The sequence below is a fragment of the Mycobacterium sp. 852014-52144_SCH5372336 genome, from assembly GCF_001665615.1.
GTDB lineage: Bacteria > Actinomycetota > Actinomycetes > Mycobacteriales > Mycobacteriaceae > Mycobacterium > Mycobacterium neumannii_A.
In genome coordinates, this window is the sequence record NZ_LZSW01000059.1 from 65,441 (window position 1) to 85,533 (window position 20,093).

Genomic DNA, 20,093 nt, shown 5'->3' on the forward strand with positions numbered 1-20,093 from the left:
GGCACCAACAGCGCCGATAGCGCGTGCGCGGCTCTTCGACACGTGCAACAGGCGCGATCGCGGTGCACTAGCCTTGCTTCTTGTTGTCACAGTCCGGGGAGGACTCGGGGGACGACTCGAAGGACGCTGGCCCGATGATCTTCAAGGGAGTCAGGGAGGGTAGGCCCTACCCCGAGCACGGGTTGTCTCACCGCCAATGGGCGCAGATCCCCCCGCGCCAGATACGCCTCGACGAGTTGGTCACCACCACCACGGTGCTCGCGCTCGATCGACTGCTCTCCGAGGATTCGACGTTCTACGGCGACCTGTTCCCGCATGCGGTGCGGTGGAAGGGCATCATCTACCTCGAAGACGGGTTGCACCGCGCGGTGCGGGCCGCGTTGCGCAACCGCACGGTGCTGCACGCGCGCGTGTTCGACATGGACGTTCCGTCCCCGGCTGACGCCTGGGCCCAGACGCGACAGGTCTAGAACCGCGTCACCGAACCGATTGACGCTCATGTCCTTTCGGTGACGCGCCGGTGGCCTCGCCCAGGTCGGCGCCGAGGATGCGGTCCGACAACAGGCCCAGGCACGACAGGTTGGGAAAGCCCGGCCCCTGCGTGAGTCCCGACAGACCCGGCAGGAAGAGCTTGGGCCGCAACCCGGAGACGGCGAGGTCGTCGCCGATGGCCTCCTGCAGCACGTCCGGGGTCAGCGGCGCGCCGAGGCCGAGTTCCAGCAGATCCAATGCGTCCTGGCCGAGCAGTGGCACGAACCACATCGCGTCAGCGCCCGAGCCGTCGATGACCAGGTCGAAACCGTGCACTGTCTCGAGCGATTCGCCGCCCTGAGTTGTGCTCAGCGTCAACCGGATACGGCCTTCGCGCGCGACCGCGTGCGCGACCCGCCCCCGCAGGTGGCGGATCCGGTCGTCGGCGAGCAGCGCCTCCTGCACGCGGGCGGAGAACACCCCGCGGTCGGTCCGCAACAGCGCGTCGCGGCGCTCCGTCATGGTCAGGCTGGTCCAGCCGGTGGGGTCGGAGAACAGCGTGTTCTCGAAGAATCCTTCGCCTCGGGTGAACAGGGTCACCTGCGGCGAGATCACCGTGATCGTCGAAACACGATGCCGGAACAGCTCGTTGAGCATCGACGCCGCGGTCTCTCCCCCGCCGATGACCGCCACGCGTTCGGCGCGGATCAGCTCGTACTGCGCCGCGCGATGCCAGAACTGCGCGATCGACAGCACCCGCGGATTGCCCGGCAGGATCGAGCGCTCCGGCTGACCGGGGCCCGTGATCATCAGGCCATCGGCCGTCACGGTGCGGTCGGGCGTCTGCAGCGCCCACCGCGGCTCGCCGGATTCGGTGTCGACCGAGATGCCGCGCACCTCGCCGCGGACCACGTTCATCTCGACGTTGCCCGCGACCCAGCGCAGGTACTGGCTCCACCTGCGATGGGTGGGGGCGGGCCGTCCGCGGTCGACCCACTCGGCGAACTGGCCCGTCGAGATCAGGTACTGCTGCCAGCTGTGCCGCGTCATGCGCTCGTCGAGTTCGGCGTTGCGCCGCGGCACCAGGGCCGAGCGGTACGGGAAGCCGACGTCCTTCTCCGGGCTCGTGCCCAACCGGTGCTGCCCGTCGGTCCAACCGCCGTCGGCCTGCCAGTTGGCGGCCACGCCGGTCTTCTCGACGGCGACGACCTCGGGCACGTCGATGCCCATGTCGCGAAGTTCGGCGGCCTTGGCGGCGACGGCGACGGCCTTGGCGCCCGCACCCACCACCGCAAGCGTCCGGCTCATGAAACGACCTCTCGTAGCGATTCCAGCCACATCGTCTGCAGTGCGGCGACATCGTCGGCGGACAGAATTTCGGGAAGCGTGCGCCATTGCGTGCCCAGCACCGGCGCGTCGCTGTCGCCGAGCACGGCGGCGAGCACGGTCAATTCGTGCCGGACCGCCAGCCGCGGTTCGGGCAGCGGCGACACCCCCGCCAGCAGTGTCCGGTCCGGACGCAGCGCACCGCCGTCGAACCCCGCGTGCACCCGGCCCAGGAAGTTGAGCAACACCTGCGGTTCGGGCAGCGCCGCCAGGCGTTCGGCGGTGTCGGGCCGCAGATAGCGCAGCAGCCCGTAATCGATGCCGTCACCGGGAATCTCGCCGACATCGCGGGCGGTCTGCACACGCAGCGGGTAGATCGCGGTGAGCAGGCCGACGGTGTCGGAGGTGTCGACGGTGTCGATCAGGTTGTCGGCGCGGCCGTGGGTCTCCAGGGCCAACAGCGGCGGCGGGGTGTCCTGGCCGCGGTGCAGCCGCCAGCGGGTGACGGTGCGCGCCGCCGCGGCAGCCAGCAGGTGGGGCGCGGGTTCGGACGCGTTGAGCAACCGCAGGGTGAGGTCTGTGTCGGTCACCGCCATCGAGACGACGACGTCGCCGACCCGATCGGTCTGCGGGCGCAGCCTGCGGGCGCCGAGCGGTGGGTCCTCGCCGTCGAGTTGAGCCGCCCAGAAGTCGGCCGTGTCAAGCGTGTACGCCCGCTCGCGCAGCAGCCTCGACCAGCGCCGGTAGGTGGTGTGCTCGCGGATGGGCGCCGGTTCGCGGCCCGATGCGATGGTGTGCCAGGCCGCGTCGAGTTCGGCCAACAGGATCCGCCAGGACGCCGGGTCCGCGGCCAGCACATGGGCGGTCAGCAGCAGGATGCCGGGCCCGCTGGGCGGGTGCAGCCACACCGCGGCGAGCAGCGAACCCTGTTCGGGGTCAAGGCGTTCCACCGACCGATGGGCGTGTTCGGCTACGGCTGCGACGAGGGCTTCGTCCGTGTCGTCGTCTACGGGCACCTCGGTCAGCAGATCTTGTGGCTCGTGCTCGACGAGCGTCATCGTCTGCCGGTCGATCCGGCTTCGCAGTATCGGATGTCCGCCGACCACGACGCGCAGAAGCTGCTCGAGTGTTTCTCGGGTGACGCCGTCGGGCAACCGGACCGCCTCGGTCTGCGCCAACCGGCGCGGTTCGCCGTGTTGGTAGAGCCAGTGTGCGCTGGGCAGCACGGGCGTCGGACCGTCGGGGTCGTCGTCGTGCTCGGCCAGCGCCGATTCGTTCTCGATGGCCTCGGCGAGCTCACGCAATGTCGCGCACTCCAGCATCAGCCTGGCGCGCAACGGGATTCCGCGCCTGCGGGCGGCCTGCACCACCGACAGCGCGACGATGCTGTCCAGGCCGAGGGCCAGAAGGTCCGCGTTGACATCGATGGTGGTGGCGTCGGGGCTTTCAAGCAACTGGCAGAGCACGGCGGCCAGCGCCTTCTCGGTCTCGGTCTCCGGCGCGGTCGAGGGCCCCTCGGCGACGGCGATCGCGTTCAGTGCGGCCTCGTCGACCTTGCCATGCGTGGTCAGCGGCATCTGGTCGATGACCACGATCGAGTGCGGAACCATGTAGCGCGGCAGGCGTTTTGACACCATGGCGCGCAACTCGGAGGCCGCGGGCGCGGGTTCGGCGGCGACGAACGCCACCAGTTGTGCGCCCCACCGTTGCTGGCGCACCACCACGTGGGCGTGGCGCACCGCGGGGTGGGTGTGCAGGACCGCCGAGATCTCGCTCGGCTCCACCCGGAAGCCGCGGATCTTCACCTGTGCGTCGGAGCGCCCGAGGAACTCCAGCGCGCCGTCGGGTTGGCGCCGCACCACGTCGCCGGTCCGGTACATGCGCTCGCCGTGCCCGAACGGGTCGGCGACGAACCGGCAGGCGGTCTCGCCGAACCGGGCCAGATAGCCGCGGGTCAGTTGGCCGCCCGATAGGTACAACTCGCCCGGAACACCGTCGGGTACCGGCCGCAGCCACGAGTCCAGCACGTAGGCCCTGCTGGGCGACGTGGGATGCCCGATGGTCGGTTGGTCGTGTTCGGCGATCGTGGCGACGACTGCTTCGACGGTGGTTTCGGTTGGGCCGTAACAGTTGTAGGCCGCCATGCCGGTACGCGCGCACTCGTCGCGGATCAGGTTCCACGCCGGGATGCCGACGGCCTCGCCGCCGAGTGCGAGCACCCCGAGCGGCACCGTCGTCAGCAGTCCGACCGCGTGCAGCTGGGCGAACATCGACGGGGTGGTGTCGATCAGGTCGATCCCGTACCGGCCGATCGTCTCGACCAGCGCCTCGGCGTCACGCTGGATGTGATCGTCGACGATGTGCACCGCATGCCCGTCGAGCAGGGCGGCCAGCGGCTGCCATGCGGCGTCGAACGTGAACGACCAGGCGTGCGCCACCCGCAGCGGATGACGCAACCGAGCCGCCGCGGGGCGCAGCACATTTCGGGCGTGGTCCTCGGCGTAGGCCAGCAGCGCCTGATGGGTTCCGATGACACCTTTGGGCCTGCCGGTGGTGCCGGAGGTGAACACCATGTACGCGGCCTGACCCGGCAGCGCGGTCACCAGCCGGAAGTCCTGGGCGGTCTCGGACGGCACCTCTGCGAGCATCGCATCGTCGACGACGACGGTCGCAGCGCACTGGTCGAGGATGTCGGCGATCCGCTCGGCGGGCATCCCGGGGTCCAGCGGCACGATCACACCGCCTGCCTTGAGCACCGACAGCATCGCGACGACATACTGCGGTCCTCGCGAAAGGCGGATCGCAACAGGCGTTTCGGCGATTACGCCCTTGGCCACCAGCACGGTGGCGAGCTGATCGGCGGCCTCGTCGAGCTGTCGGTAGGTCAGCTCACCGCCGGACCAACTCAGCGCCGGTGAACCCAACCGCGCGCTCGCGGCTTCGGCGAACGCGGTGTGCACGCCGAGATGTTCGCTCGCCGGCGCGGGTTCGGCGGTTGCGATCGCGCCCTCGCCGTCGAGCAGGACATTGACGTCGCGCAGCGGCCGATCCCAGCCGGTGATCAGTCGCTGTGTGGTGGTGAGCAACCGATGCCCGAGCGACTCGGGAGTCATCTGGCCCAGCGCCCCTTCGACGACTTCGACCAGGACAGTGAGCTGGTCGTCGATCATGTGCGCGGCGATGGTGACCGGGAAGTGCGACACGCTCTCCAACGCAGCAGGCCGGAATATCGCACCATTGGCCTCGAAGTCGCCGCCACCGACCAGGCCGCCGGGCGGGAAGTTCTCGTACACGAGAAGGGTGTCGTACATCTCGCCGATGCCACCCACGGCCCGCAGTTCGTTGTGGGGCAGGTATCCGTGGTCGCGCAGCTTGGCCGCTTCGCGTTGCAGCGCAACGCATTGGGCGCCCACTCGGGCCGTCGGGTCCAACCGGACCCGCAGCGGCACCGTGTTGATGAAAAGCCCGACCATGGTCTCCACGCCCGCCAACTCGCCGGGGCGTCCGGACACCGTCACGCCGAACACCACATCGGAGCGGTCGGTGAACGCCGAGAGCACCGCGGCCCAAGCCATCTGGACCAGGGTGTTGACCGTGACACCGCGGGACCGGGCGGCCTCGGCCAACTGCTGCGTAGCGTCCCGATCCAGGCGCAGCTCGGTACGGTGCGGTTCACCGGTGGGCGGCTCCCCGGAGGTGAGGGCGGGTGTGACGAGCGTCGGGCCGTCGAGGCCGGCGAGGTGCTCACGCCACAGCGCGCGGCTGGTCTCCTGATCGCGGCCGGCCAGCCAACCGATGTAGTCGCGGTAGGGGCGCGGCGGCGGTGGTAGTACGGACGGATCGCCGCCCGAGCGGTACAGCGAGATCAGCTCGCCGACGAACAGCGGCAGCGACCACCCGTCGATGATGATGTGGTGGGCCACGACGACGAACCGCCAGTGCGATTCGGGCACCTCGATCAACAGGAACCGGATCGCCGGTCCGCGCGCGAGGTTGAACGGCCTGCGATATTCATCGGTCTCGAGTGCCTCGACCTCGTCGGCCGCCGCGGTGATGTGACGCCACGGTACGTCGACGCGGTTCGGCACAATCTGGACCGGTTTGCTCTGCCCCCGAACGAAACTCGCCCGCAGGTTGGGGTGGCGGGCGAGCATCGTGGCCGCGCACTCGCGCAGTAGGCCCGCGTCGAGCGATCCGGTGACATCGGCCGCCATGGTGATGACATACGGGTCCTCGCCGCCGTCTTCGGCGCTGCTCAGCTGCGCCAGCGAGAACAGCCCCTGCTGCAGCGGGCTGAGCGCCATCACGTCCTCGATGGCGACCTTCGGTTCGGCCTGCGTCGAGGTCACGGTGCGCCCTCTTGGGACGCCGACCACATCGACGTGACCGCCGCCAGTTCGTCGGCCGACAGGCCCGAGGCCGCCATCGGCTCGTGATGGACGTCGGGCGTCTCCGTCTCCGCGCCACCGTCCACCTTGGCAGCCAATTCGTGGATCGTGGGGTGCTCGAACACCATTCGCGCAGTGACCGCCAGCCCGACGTCGCGCGCCCGGGCGGCGAGCTGAACCGCGAGGATGGAATCGCCACCGAGCTCGAAGAAGTCGTCGGTGCGGTTCACCTCGGGCACGTTGACGACCTCGGCGAGCAGCGATGCCAGCACGCGTTCGGTTTCGGTGCGCACGGGTTCGGCCGGCCCGGCAGGCGTCGCCGGGCGACGCGCCGCGACGGCCTCGATGTACTCCAGTTCACCGTCGGCGGTCCAGCGCCCACGCCTGCCGGTCGCACGCAAGTCGGCGCCCGTCTCGTCGACGACGTGCTCGTAGACGTCGCCGACTACGCCGATCGCGACCGGGTCGCGCCAGCCGTCGAGCACGCTGGCCGATGCCGCCGCGCTGAACCGCTGCACCAGCCGGCGCTCTTGGCCGTCGGCGATCTGCACGTCGCGCACCCGTTGACCGGGATCGTCGGCGAAGGCGGCCAGCACACGATTCAGCCACCCGACGAACCGTTCGGCGGTGCTGCGCCGATACAGGTCGGTGCGGTAGATGACGTGGCCGCGGTAGCCGTCGTCGGCGCCGAAGAAGTTCACCGACAGGTCGGCGTGCGCGACGTCGAACGGCGGCTCGAGCGCGGTGAACGTGGTATCGCCGTCGGGCCGTGATTCGATCACCTGGTCGGCGGGCAGCGCCTCCCGCACGTGCACGACGACACCGAACAAGGGGTTGCGCGACAGCGACCGCGCCGGGCTGACCGCATCGACCACCTGGTCGAACGGCAGGTCCTGGTGGGCGTAGGCCTCAAGCGCGGTGTCGCGGGCCCGGCGCAGCACCTCGCGCAGCGTCGGGTTGTCGGTCAGATCGTTGCGCAGCACCACGATGTTGATGAAGAAGCCGACGAGCTGGTCGAGTTCGGCCTCGGTGCGGCCCGCGACCGGGGTGCCCAGCGGAATGTCCGGGCGCTCACCGGCTTTGTGCAGCGCGACTGCCACGGCCGCCTGCAGCAGCATGAACTCGGTGACGCCGAGCTCCTGGCTCAGTTCGGCGAGCTTGCCGCGGGTGGCGGCGTCGATACCGAACTTGACGGCGTCCCCCTCCCCGCTGAGCACCGGCGGGCGCGGGACATCCGGGGTCAGGCCCGGATCCTCGTGCAGACCGGCCAACTGCGCGCGCCAGTAGTCGCGCTGCGCGGCGACGGGCCCGTCGGTTTCGCCGAGCAGGGCCGCCTGCCACGCCGCGTAGTCCGCGTACTGCACCGGCAGCGGCGCGAAACCCGGTGCCTCACCGGCGCGCCTGGCCCGGTAGGCCGTCAGCAGGTCGGTGAACAACACCATCGCCGACCAGTGGTCGGCGGCGATGTGATGCACCACCAGCGAGACCACGTGCGCCTCCGGCGTTGCGAGCACGGCCGCGCGAACGGGTGGGTCGGCTTCCAGGTCGAAGACGTGCCTGCGCTCCTTGCCGAGCTCGGCGTCCAGCCAGTCGTCGTCAGCGCCGTGGGCGCGGCGCACCGCGACCTCCAGTTCGTCGTTGACGATCTGATATGGCGCACCGTCGATTTCGCGGTAGGTCGTGCGCAGCACCTCGTGCCGGGCCACCACGTCGCGCACCGCGCGCACGAACGCGTCGGCATCGCAGGGCCCGTTGATGCGGGCCGCGAACGGGATGTTGTTGACCGGGCTCGGTCCGTCGATGCGGTACTGGAACCACATCCGCAGCTGCGAGGCCGACATGAGCAGCGGCCCGTCGTGCGGGACGGGGACCAGCCTGGGGCGGGTGGGGCCGCCGGCGGTCGATGACGAGTCGATCCGTTGCGCCAGGGCGGCCACGGTGCCCAGTTCGAAAACCTCGCGCACACCGATGTCGACGTTGAACGCACTGCGCACCCCGGCAACGAGTTTGGTGGCCAGCAGCGAGTGGCCGCCGAGGTCGAAGAACGAGTCGTCGGCGCCGATGCGGTCGCGTTCCAGCAGTTCGGCGAACAGGTCGGCGATCCGGCGTTCGGTACCGTCGGCCGGCTCGCGGAACGCCGCGCCGGAGTCGATGTCAGGTTCGGGTAGCGCCGCCCGGTCGATCTTGCCGTGGGCGGTGATCGGGATCTCGTCGAGCACGACGTAGGCCGCCGGGGTCATGTACTCCGGCAGGGCGGCGGCGACCCGGTTGCGGATCCGCTCGACATCCACCGATTCGATGTCCTCGGCCGGCGTGACGTAGCCGACGAGACTCTTGCCCACCCCGGGCAGGTCGCTGACCACCACGACCGCCTGGCCGACGCTCGGGTCGACGGAGATCGCCGCGGCCACCTCGCCGAGTTCGATGCGGAACCCGCGGATCTTGACCTGCTCATCGGCGCGACCGACGAACTCGATGTCGCCGTCTGCGTTGCGGCGGGCCAGGTCACCCGATCGGTAGAGCCGGCCTCCGGGGTTGAACGGGTCGGCGACGAACCGCTCCGCGGTCAGCTTGGGCCGGCCGTGATAACCGTGCGCGACATGGGTTCCGCCGATGTAGATCTCGCCGATCACCCCGACCGGGACAGGCCGCAGGGCGTCGTCGAGCAGGTGGATCTGGGTGTTGATCTTGGGCTTGCCGATGGGCACGATGCGGGTGCCCTGCTTACCCTCGACCTTGTACCGGCTCGCGTTGATGACGGTCTCGGTCGGGCCGTAGAAATTGTGCAGCAGCGCGTCGAATGTGGCGTGGAACTTGTCGGCCAGCTCACCGGGCAGCGCCTCGCCGCCGATGGGCACCCGTTGCAGGGTCCGCCACTGGTTGACGCCGGGCAGCGACAGGAACAGGCCCAGCAGCGAGGGCACGAAATGCATTGAGGTGATGCCCTCGTCGTGCAGCAAGTCGGTGAGGTAGCCGACGTCGCGAAGCCCGTCCGGGCGCGGAATGACCAGCCGACCGCCGCACGCGAGCATGCCGAAGATCTCGGCGATCGAGACGTCGAAGCTCGGCGAGGCGACCTGCAGCAGCCGCTCGCTGTCGTCGATCCCGTAGTCGCCCTTGAACCACACGAAATACTCGGCGACGGGCTTGTGGGCCACCGGGACGCCCTTGGGCAGACCGGTCGAACCCGAGGTGTAGATCAGGTAGGCGGTGCTCTCCGGGTACAGCGGGCGGACGCGCTCGGCGTCGGTGGGGTTGGTGGTCGGGAACCGGTCGAGGTCGGTGATCGGTTCGCGGATGGTCATTTTCGGATCGGAGTCCGACAGGATGAACGTCAGTCGGTCCTCGGGGTAGGTCGGGTCGACAGGCTGATACACCGCGCCCGCCTTGATCACGCCGAGCGCGGTGATCACCAGCTCCGGTGAGCGGTCCAGCAGCACCGCCACACGATCCTCGGTGCCGATGCCACGCTCGATCAGCCAGTGCGCCAACCGGTTCGCCGACTCGTTGAGCTCGCGGTAGGTGTAGTTGCGTCCCTCGTAGACCACGGCGACGGCGTCGGGTGTGCGCGCCGCCTGCGCCTCGACCAGAGCCGTCATGGTCGACGGGGCGGTGTCGAATTCTTCTCCCGCCGAGACCCGGCGCAACCATTCGACGTCCTCGGGCGCCATCAGTTCGAGTTCGTTGACGGGGAGGTCGGGGCGCTGCAGCGCGTCGTCGAGCAGCACCGCGTAGTGCTCGAGCAGCTGGCGCACCAGCGGCGCGTCGAGGATCTCGACGAGGTACTCGGCCTCCACCACGATCCCGGGTGCGTCGAACTCCACCATGAAGCCCAAGGGCAGCTGGGTGAGATGGCCGCGTAATTCGGCTCGGCGGCAGGTGATTCCGGGCGGGTTGAACCCCTGCGAGTCGGCGCCGCGCGCGCCGAAGGTCACCCGCGTCATCCGCTCCACACCGTGGCGGCGGTCGGGGTTCAGTTCGCGCACCACCCTGTCCAGGTTCACGCGCTGGTGGGCGAACGCGCCGACCGCGGTGTCGCGGGCGTGTGCGAGGACGTCACGGAAGCTCTCGTGAGCGCCTGGGCGCAGGCGCAGCGCCACCGTGTTGCCGTAGTACCCGATCACGTCCTCGACTTCGGCGGTGCGGTTGAGCACCGGTGCGGCGACCAGGAAGTCGTCGGAATGGGTGTAGCGCTGCAGCAGTACCCCGAAGGCGGCCAGCAGCACCATGTACGGTGTCGCGCCCGCCTCTTTGGCCAGCGCGGCGATCCGCTCGACCGTTGCGTCCGGCAATTGCAGTGTCAGCCGCTGCGAACGCCAGTTCGTCGGCACCGCAGAGCCGTTCGGTCCGGGCAGCTCCAGCGGCTCCGGCGGGTCGGCGAGCGTCTTGCGCCAGTAGTCCAGGTCCTCGTCGACCGGGCCCAGCGCGTGCGACGGTGGTGTGACCGCGGGCGCCAAGGCCTCACCGGCGTACGCGCGCGTGAGATCGCCGAAGAAGACCGGCCAGCAGCCGTCGTCCCAGGCGATGTGGTGCGCCACGAGCAACATGACGTGTTCGTCGGGCGCGGTGCGCACAACGGTGAGCCGCAGCGGCGAGTCGGTGCTCAGATCGAAGGGGGCGCAGAACTCGCGCTGGGCCAGCACCTCCAAGCGCAGCCGGCGGGCATGCTCGGACAGCTCGGTCAGGTCGTGCACGGTCCAGCCCGGGGTCAGGTCGTCGTGGACGCTCGGTTGTGGTTCGCCGTCTTCGTCGACGCCGTAGGTGGTGCGCAGCGCGGCGTGACGCGCGGCGACCGCGTTGACGGCGTCGTGCAACCGGGCGACATCGAGGTCGCCGGTGAGCCGGTAGGACAGGCAGATGTTGAGGATCGCCCCGGTCGGGTCGGCGGCTTGGACGAACCACATGCGGCGCTGGCCGTCGGACAGTCCGTCTTGTTCGCCGGTCGAGGTGTTCTCACCGCGCAGACCCCGCTCGGCGAGCTTGCGGCGCAACAGCTCCAGCCGGCGGTCCTCTACCTGCTCGCGGATATCGACCGTGTCAGTCACGCGTTGTCCACCTTCTCTGATCGTTCTTTGCTGTCGAGGTCGGCGATGAGTTCGCCGCCGGTGACGCCGCCGAGCAGGACCGCCAGCGACACCCTGTGTCCGGTCGCCCGTTGCAGCCGTTTACGCAGATCCAAAGCCAGGAGCGAGTCGACCCCCAGGTCGAGCAGCGATGTCTCGAGGTCGATCGAGCTCGCCTCGATGTTGAGCACCGCACCCAGCTCCGACGTCACCACCGCCGTGGTGTCGCCCGCCGGTTCGGTTGTGGCCGCGGTTGTCTCGGCATACTCGGCCGTCCGGCCCCCCAAGAACACCCGCAAGCGGGCCTGGTCGGCGCTGAACAGCAGCGGATCCTCCCCGTGGTCGCGCACGCTGGCCTCGACGGCGGCGTCCGGGGACATCGCCAGCAGCCCGGACCGCTCGATCTTGGTCACCTCGTCTGCGTCGGCGATACCGCTGCCGCGCCACAGTCCGTACCTGGCGGCCACACAGTGTTGGCCCTTGGCCCGCAGCTGGCCCGCCATCACGTCGAGTATCCGGTTGGCGGCCGAGTATGCGGCGTGTCCGCGTCCACCCCACACTCCGGACACCGAGGAGCACACCAGGATTCGACCGTCCCGGCGCATCGGCCAGAGCTCGGCCGCCCTGGCCAGCCCGCCGATCTTCGCGGCGGCCGCCTCAGTGAACGTCTCCGGCGTGAGCTCGTCCCGATCGGCGAAGGCCGCCGCGCCCGCGGCATGGATGAGCAGGGACGCACCGTCGGCGCCGAACTCCTCGGCCGCCGCGGCCATCTCCTCGGTAGAGGTGATGTCACACCGCGGCGCGACCACGTCGAGGCCCGGCGCGATCGCGGCGAGTTCGGCCTTGGTGGCGGCGTCGACACCGCGGCGGCTGAGCAGCACGATGCGGCGTGCCCCGTGAGCGGCCAGATACCGGGCGAAATGCAATGCCACCGCGCCGTTACCGCCGGTGATCACGACGTCGTCGAACGCGCCGGACACCGAGAGCCACGAGGGTGCGGGCTCCATCGCCTCCCCGACGGAGCGGAGGAAAACCGTTGGACCCGAACCATCGTCGCGCACGGCAACCTCGTCGCCGCCGGACAGAAGTGCGCTGACCGCCGCGGCGGCCAGGGTGTCGTCGGGTTCCCAGGAAGGCAGGTCGAGATGCCGAAACGCCTGCTCGGGTCGCTCGAAGCCGAGACTGCGGTGCATCGCCGCCAGGGCGGTCTGCGCGGGCAAGGCGACCGGCTCCCCCGGCTGGACGTGCTCACCGCCGACCGTCACGAGGCAGACCGCGCGGCAGTGCGGTCCCGACGCGTCGACGTAATCAAGCAGGCCCTCTCCGACGAGCTGGGAGATGTCGTGGGCCGCGCGTTCGGCGTCGGGATGGTCGAGCAGGGGTGCGACGGCGACGACGAGTTCGGCGTCGGCCGGTTCGACCACGTCGGATCCGTTGTCCCGCAGCGCCTTCCGCAGCTGTGCACCGAGCGACCCGCGCGGGCCGGCAAGCTCGACGACGGCGACGCGCTGGGCGGTCTCGTTCGATCGCGCAGCGGTGGCGTCCCATTTCTCACGGGCGACGGTGAGGCCGTAGACCGGAGCCAGCGGCTGCGGTTGTGCCCACAGCCGCACCGACCGCATCGGCGCGTTCGGGAAGCCGCGCAACGGCGGTTGCGCAGCGACGTCGACCAGGTCGGCCCAACGAAATTCGGGGTTGGCCACCGCGACGGTGGCGATACTGGCCGACAGCGCGTCGATGGCGGCAAGGTCGCGATGCCCCGATCCGATGATCAGTGGGTCCTCGTCGGCCAGCAGGTCGCCCAGCGCGAACAGCAGGGCCGGATGCGCCGACATCTCGATGTACGCCGCGGCGCCGCGGCGACCCGCGGCCGCGACGGCCCTGTCGAATCGCACGGTGTTGCGCAGGTTTTGGTACCAGTATGAGGTGAACCCGGTGCCCCCGGGCACCACGTCGGCAGTGGTGGAGCCGATGAACTCTACTGGGGCATCGGCGAACTCGGTGTCTGGGAGCATCGCGAGCAGGTCTTCGCGCAGCCGCTCCAGCGCACTGGTGTGTCCGGGATAGTTCACGTCCAGTTCGCGGGCGAACAGACCGTGCTCGGTTGCGGTCGCGACGAGCGCGCTGATCGCCGCGCGCTCCCCCGACACCGCCACCGACGCGCCGGCGTTGACCGCCGACACCTCGAGCCATCCCGGCGTCGATCCGATCAACCGCTCGGCGTCGGCCAGTGAAACCCCCAGCGCGGCCATGCCGTAGTCGCCGGAGAGCCGCTCGACTGCCCTGGCTCGGGCGGCGACCACAGCGGCCGCGTCGGGCAGCGTGATGGACCCGGCGACGTGGGCGGCCGCGACCTCACCGAGGCTGTGCCCGACCACCAGGTCGGGTGTGATTCCGCATGAGCGCCAGATCTGGGCCAGCGCGACGGCATGGGTGAACTGCGCCGACTGGATCTGCGTCTGCGTCCAGGACCCGCCGTTGGTCTCCGCGGTCAGGTACGGCAGCGGTGACGGCTCGCCTGCGGCGACGAACGCCTCCGCGCACCGGTCGACTTGCGTGCGATACACCGCAGACCGCCGGTAGGCGTCCGCCCCCATGGACGGCCATTGGTTGCCCTGTCCGGGGAAGACGAAAGCCGTTCGCGCCGCCCTTGATTGCGACGAGCGGGCCATCAGCGGGTGCGTACCGCCGTCGGCGATCGCTCGGAGCCCTTCGGCCAGTTCGGCGGTGCCGGCGGCGCGCACGACCGCGCGGTGCCTGCGTATGCGCCGGGTGCGCAGCAAGGTTGCGGCCACCGCCGCCACGTCGGGCCCGCGATCGAGGTAGCGCAGTATCGCCTCGGCGTCGGCGGCCAGGAGTTCCTCGGCGTGCGCGCTCAACACGACCGGCACCCGGCCGTCGGGGAAACCGGTGGCCATCACGCCGCCTCGGGGCGGCTCGACGGGACCGACACGATCACATGGGCGTTGGTGCCGCTCATGCCGAACGCGGTCACCGCCGCGAACCGCTCACCGTTGGTGGCGGGCCAGGGTGTCAGCTCCGATGCCAGGCGCAATCCTTGGCTGTCCCAGTCGATTTCGCGGCTGGCCTCGTCGGTGTGCAAGGTGGCGGGGATGGCGCCCTGTTCGGCGGCGATCAGGGCTTTGGCCAGACCGAGACCCCCCGCGGCAGCCTGGGTGTGGCCGAGGTTGGACTTCACCGAGCCGAGCAGCGGGCCTCGGCCGGGTTCGGTGGCGCCGTAGGTTCCGGCGAGCGAGATCAGTTCGGTGCGGTCCCCGAGCCGGGTGCCGGTACCGTGCCCCTCGACCATCCCGATGTCGCGCGGACGCAGACCACTCTGTTCGAGGGCCCGAGCGAACAACCGCGCCTGCGCCGGGCCGCTCGGTGCGGTCAGCCCGACGGAGCGGCCGTCCTGGTTGAGGCAGGTCACCCGCAACTCGGCGAGAACGTGGTGTCCGTCGCGCAGCGCGCGCGACCGGCGCTGCAGGACGAACATGGCCGCGCCCTCGGCCCATACGGTTCCGCTGGCCTGCGCGCTGTAAGGGCGGCAGTGACCGTCGTCGGACAGCGCGTGTTGTTTGGAGAATTCGACGAAGAAGCCGGCCGAGCCCATCACGCAGACACCGCCGGCCAGCGCCAGGTCGCAGTCTCCCGACCGCAGCGACTGTGCAGCGGTATGGATCGCGGTCAGCGTCGACGAACACGAGGTGTCGATGGTCAACGCGGGCCCGGCCAGACCGAGGGTGTAAGCGATGCGCCCCGAGATCACACCGAGCGCGGTGCCCGACATCAAATGCCCGGTGAGGTTGGAGTATTCGGCCAGATCGGGGCCGTAACCCATCACCGAAGCGCCCACATAGCAGCCGGCGTCGTGGCCCGCGAGGTCGTCGGGGTTGATGCCGCTGTTCTCCAGTGCCCGCCACGCCACCCGGAGTGCGACCCGCTGCTGCGGGTCCATCGCGACCGCTTCCCGCGGCGAGATCCCGAAAAACTCCGGATCGAATTCGGCTGCCCGAGCGAGGAAGCCGCCGAGATCGTGGATGCGCTTGAACCCGTCGCGCGCCGAGCCGTCGAGGATGTCGCGGACCGACCAGCCGCGGTCCCGCGGGAACGGGCACAGACCCTCGCGGCGGTTGACCAACAGATCCCAGTAGTCCTCGGCGGTGTCGATTCCTCCCGGCGCCTCGATCGCCATCCCCACGATGACGATCGGATCGTCGCTGACGCCGTCGGGCGTGCTAACCGGCATTGACCAACTCCGCGACGACGTCGAGATGGTCGTTGATGTAGAAGTGTCCACCGTCGAACAACGACAGCGTGAAGGCACCCCGAGTGTGAGTCTCCCATCCGCGCAACATGTCTGGGCTGATTCGGTGATCGTCGCGGCCACCGATGGTGTGTATGTCGGCGGTGAGGCGGATGTCGGGTTCGCACGCGTAGCGGTTGAACGCCTCGTAGTCCGCGCGCACTGCGCGAACGAGCAGTTCGATGAAGTCCTCGTCGGCCAGCAGGCGAGGGTCGGTCCCGCCGAGGTCGACCATGTTGGCGACGACTTCGGTCGCGGCCGTCGGCAGGCGCGGTGAGGCGGCGATGGTCGAGGGGGCCTGGCTCGCCGAGACCCACAGCTGGCGGACGGGAACGCCGTTGCGCTCGGCCACGCGGCCGAACTCGAACGCGATCACCGCACCCATGCAGTGGCCGAACAAGCGCAGCGGTCCCAGTTCGGACCAGTCCCCCGCGGCGAAGAGGTCTGCGGCCAGATCCTGCACCGTCTCCGGTGCGGGATGGCGGAGCCGGTCCGCGCGCTGCGGGTACTGGACCACGTACGCGTCGTCACCGGTGCGGGCCAGCGCCGAGGCGAACGCGCGGTAGGCCGCGGCCGCCCCGCCGGCGTGCGGGAAGACGATGGTCGCTCCGTCTGATGACTGCCCCGCGGAGCGTTTGATCCAGGGCGCGAAGGTTAGCTGGCTCCGTTCGTCGATCATCGCGTCGGAGTCGCGTCGGGGTGGCGTCGAAGACCGGACAGGTGCGATGAGCGTGCCTGCGATTCCGCGGTGAAAACACTCATGAATTCCTCCGTGTGATTAGCGCAGGCTGTCCTAAATCGGAAGTGAGGTTACCCTATCCTTCGCGCCGCGGGCACGCCTACGTCGCCCCTCCGGTAAGGGGCATCCCGGTCCTGTCGGCTTCGCTGCTTGGCGTGGTTGTACCGGCTCTGAGGTGCGCTAACGCAGTTATCCTTCCGCGGCGGCCATCACCCACCCGCTGGCGGCAACGCGTTGGTTCCAGAACTGCGCGTACTGGCCGCCGCGGGCCATCAGCTCGGCATGGCTGCCCTGGTCCTCGACCGTGCCGTCGGCCGAGAGCACCACGATGTTGTCGGCGGCGGTGACCGTGGACAGCTTGTGTGCGATCACGATGGCGGTGCTGTGTTGGGCCAGCGTCCGGATGGACTCGGCGACGTGATGTTCGTTCTCCGGGTCCAGCGCGCTGGTGGCCTCGTCGAACAGCACGATGGGCGCGTTCTTGACCAGCGCCCGCGCGATCGACACCCGCTGCCGTTCGCCGCCCGAGAGCGCCGAACCGCCTTCACCGACCCGGGCCTGCCAGCCGTCGGGCAGGCGCTCGACGACCGACAACAGGCCCGCGGTGCGAGCCGCCTCCACGATGGCGGCATCGTCGGCGTCGGGCCGCCCGATGCGGATGTTCTCCCACAGCGTGTCGTCGAACAGGTACACGTCCTGGAAGACCAGAGACAGTTGCGCCATCAGGTCCGCGGTGAGCTGGTCGCGCACGTCGACGCCCCCGACCCGGACCACGCCGCCGTCGACGTCGTAGAAGCGCGCGATCAGCTTGGTGATCGTCGACTTCCCCGAGCCCGACGGGCCGACCAGCGCGGTCATCGTGCCCGGCTCGGCGACGAAACTGACGTCCGTGAGCACCTTGCGATCCGAGTAGCCGAACGCGACACGGTCGAGCTCGACGCGCCCGGGCGCCGGAAGCGCGCTCGCGGTGGCCGGCTCAGCCAACGACGGGGTGTCCAGGATGGAGGTGATGCGCTCCAACTCCGCGGTCGCCAGCCTGACCGCGGACCCGAGTTCGGCCAGCTGCGACAGCGGTGAGGCGAACCGGGCGGCGAGCCCGAGGATGGCCACCAGCGTGACGGGGTTGATGTCGCCCTGCACCGCGATCCACACACCCGCCGCGATCAGCGCCGAGAAAACCGCCTGCACCGCAACGCCGTTCAGAAGCAGCCCGGTCACCGACTGCCACAGTGCGGCGCGTCCGGCGCGATGCTGGGTTTGTAGCGCGTCGCCAAGCGGCGTGTAGTCGGCCCCGGTGCGTCCGAAGGCCCGCAGCACGGGTTGGTAACGCGCGAACTCGATCACCCGGTTGTTGACCTCGATCGCCGCATCGTGGGTGCGCACCTCGGCGCCGGCGATCAGCCGGGAGGCGAACCGCCCGCACATCACCAGCAGCACACCGCCAACCAGAGCGACGAGCCCGATCCGCCAGTCGAAGTAGAACAGGCCGGCCACCACGGTGACCGCGCTGACGGTGTTGACCACCAGCGGGGTGACCAGGTTTCCGCCGCTGGTGCCGACGAAAACCGTTCCCTTGACCGCGATCTGGGACACCTTGCCGACCGTCTCGCGGCTGAACCATCCCAGCGGCAGGGTCACCATGTGGTCACCGAGCCGGTGGTGCAGCAGCCGCATCGTGGTCAGCGCCATGCGGATCGCGAGTTTGGCTTGAACGTAGCTGAGCACCGACGCGACCAGCACGGTAACCGCCATCAGGCCCAGCCAGCGGCCGGTGGCGGCGTAGTCGCCGTCGAACAGCGACACCGTCACCGGCACCAGGAGCAGCATCACCAGGCCGTGCAGGATGCCATAGACGGTCACCACCGCCAGGAAACTGAACATCCGGCCCCGCTGCGGGCCGAGGATCTGCAGAAAGCCCCGGATCATCGGGCCACCTCCCATTCCCGTGCGTGCCCTGCCGTGTAGGACTGCCACATGCGCGCGTACTGCCCGCCCGCGGCGAGCAGTTCGTCATGGCTGCCTTGTTCGGCGACCCGTCCCTGATCCAGCACGACCACGTTGTCGGCGGACACGATCGAGCCGAGCCGGTGGGCGATGACCAGCACGGTGCGCCCGACGATCAGCCGCGACACCGCCTCTTGGATCTGGGCCTCCGAATCGGGATCGGCGAAGGCGGTCGCCTCGTCGAGCACCAGGATCGGCGTATCGGCCAGCACGGCGCGCGCGATGCTCACGCGCTGAGCTTCACCACCGGAGAAGTGCGCGTCCTCGTCGATGACGGAGTCATATCCCCTTGGCAGCTGCAGAATCCGGTCGTGGATGCGGGCGGCCTTGGCCGCGGCGACGACGTCCTCGTCGGTGGCGTCGGCGCGGCCGAGGCGGATGTTGTCGGCGACGCTGATGCCGAGCAGTTGCACGTCCTGCAGCACGAACCCGACGTGGCGGTACAGCTCGGCGGGCGCGACGTCGCGGACGTCGACACCACCGACACGCACCGCCCCCGCGGTGACGTCGTGAAAGCGCGGCACGAGGGTGGCCAGCGTCGACTTGCCGCTGCCCGAGGGCCCGACCAGCGCGGTGATGGTCCCGGCTCCGAGTGTGAGCGACACGTCGTGCAGGACGGTGTTCTCGCCGTCGTAGGAGAACCGAACATCCTCGAATCGGATCGAATTGTCCTGCGGTACCTGCGGTTCGCGCGCGACGGGCAGCACGGGTGTGTCCAGCAGGCGCTGCAGGCGTCCGGCGGCGGCCGCGGCCTGGCGTTTGATGTGCGTGGAGTAGCCGACAGTCAGCACGGCCGCCGGGATGGTCACCGCGACCAGCGTCGAACCCAGCACCTCGATCGGGCTGACCCAGCCGCTGCGGACGAACCAGTATCCGCCGGCCAGGTTGGCCAGCAGCAGCACCGGGGTGTCGATGAACACCGACGACACCGCCTTGACCCGAACCAGCGGTCCGATCCATCCCGCGAAGCTCTCGTTGAACTCGTCGGCGGCGTCAGCGAAACGCTTGTGCGCCTTGCCGGCCTGGCCGAACGTCTTGACCACCGACACCCCGGCGATGAACTCGACGATGGTGGCGCTGATCCGTTCGACGCCCTGGTCGAGCCGTTCCATCTGCGTCCGGGAGTCGCGCCCCAGCGCGAGGTAGATGCCGATGTAGAACGGCACGGTGGCCATTGCCAGCAGGCCCAGCCGCCAGTCGAGGTAGAAGCAGTAGATGAGGCCGAACAGCGGGGTGGCCAGCGCGCCGGTGTTCTCCACCGCCGAATGGGCGACCAGGAAGTGCAGTTCGCCGACGTCGTTCTGGACGGCCTTGTTCACCTCGCCCGACGACTTGCTGCCGAACCAGCCCAGCGGCAACCGGCCCAGCTTGTCGACGATCCGCAGCCGCAACGACCGCTGCAGATCCACGTCGGCGAAGTGGGTGATCGTGAGCGCGGCGCCGCCGGCGAGCGTGCGCACCAGCAGCGCGACGACCACGATGGCGACGACGGTCCAGAGCCTGGCGGTGTCCGGCGGCCCGTCGGCGAGCAGTTCACGGCCGATCTCCACGATGCCGATGAACGGCACGATCGTCGCCGCCGAGGCCAGCAGCTGGTACCGCTGTGCCCGCGACGAACGCGCCCGGGTGGGCGCGAGCAGCTGCTGCAGTGCGAGCTTGTCGTAGGTGGCTGCGCGCTTGGCCGCATCGGCCGGCGTTTCGGGGGAACCCGTCTCGATGGCGGGCGCGGGTTGCACAGCGGTCATGCACCCTCCAGGTCTAGCGGTGGGTAAGGGTCGCCTAACCCTACCGGTCGC

At 69.7% G+C, this 20,093-nt stretch carries 9 protein-coding genes; 1 reads left to right on the top strand and 8 read right to left on the bottom strand.

What is annotated here, in order from left to right:
* Positions 1–134: 134 nt before the first annotated feature.
* Positions 135–470 (top strand): type II toxin-antitoxin system VapB family antitoxin, encoded by a 336-nt coding sequence (locus A5759_RS20195; protein ID WP_068200750.1) that lies wholly within the window; start codon positions 135–137, stop codon positions 468–470.
* A gap of 7 nt (positions 471–477) precedes the next feature.
* Here the strand turns inward: A5759_RS20195 and mbtG are convergent, their stop codons facing one another.
* From mbtG to A5759_RS20235, 8 genes are all read right to left on the bottom strand, one after another.
* Positions 478–1,779 carry an NADPH-dependent L-lysine N(6)-monooxygenase MbtG gene (gene mbtG, locus A5759_RS20200; protein WP_064398937.1) on the bottom strand — a complete coding sequence of 434 codons (1,302 nt, stop codon included), beginning with the start codon at positions 1,777–1,779 and terminating at the stop codon, positions 478–480.
* Positions 1,776–6,101: a non-ribosomal peptide synthetase gene (locus tag A5759_RS20205; protein WP_068201212.1), complete on the bottom strand. Its 4,326-nt coding sequence runs from the start codon at positions 6,099–6,101 to the stop codon at positions 1,776–1,778. Before A5759_RS20205 ends, mbtG begins: the two co-directional genes overlap by 4 nt.
* A 41-nt stretch (positions 6,102–6,142) precedes the next feature.
* On the bottom strand, positions 6,143–11,230 hold the full coding sequence (locus A5759_RS20210) for a non-ribosomal peptide synthetase (protein ID WP_068200752.1): 5,088 nt from the start codon (positions 11,228–11,230) through the stop codon (positions 6,143–6,145).
* Positions 11,227–14,166: a mycobactin polyketide synthase MbtD gene (gene mbtD / locus A5759_RS20215; protein ID WP_068200754.1), complete on the bottom strand. Its 2,940-nt coding sequence runs from the start codon at positions 14,164–14,166 to the stop codon at positions 11,227–11,229. Before mbtD ends, A5759_RS20210 begins: the two co-directional genes overlap by 4 nt.
* The gene (locus tag A5759_RS20220; protein ID WP_068200757.1) at positions 14,166–15,497 is read right to left on the bottom strand and encodes a polyketide synthase; all 1,332 of its coding nucleotides are present in this window, start codon (positions 15,495–15,497) and stop codon (positions 14,166–14,168) included. Before A5759_RS20220 ends, mbtD begins: the two co-directional genes overlap by 1 nt.
* Positions 15,487–16,233 carry a thioesterase II family protein gene (locus A5759_RS20225; protein WP_068200759.1) on the bottom strand — a complete coding sequence of 249 codons (747 nt, stop codon included), beginning with the start codon at positions 16,231–16,233 and terminating at the stop codon, positions 15,487–15,489. The genes A5759_RS20220 and A5759_RS20225 overlap by 11 nt, the downstream gene beginning before the upstream one ends.
* Before the next feature lie 249 nt (positions 16,234–16,482).
* Positions 16,483–18,219, bottom strand: coding sequence for an ABC transporter ATP-binding protein (locus A5759_RS20230; protein ID WP_068201214.1), 1,737 nt, complete (start codon positions 18,217–18,219; stop codon positions 16,483–16,485).
* Positions 18,216–20,042 carry an ABC transporter ATP-binding protein gene (locus A5759_RS20235; protein ID WP_068200761.1) on the bottom strand — a complete coding sequence of 609 codons (1,827 nt, stop codon included), beginning with the start codon at positions 20,040–20,042 and terminating at the stop codon, positions 18,216–18,218. The genes A5759_RS20230 and A5759_RS20235 overlap by 4 nt, the downstream gene beginning before the upstream one ends.
* Positions 20,043–20,093 lie beyond the last annotated feature (51 nt).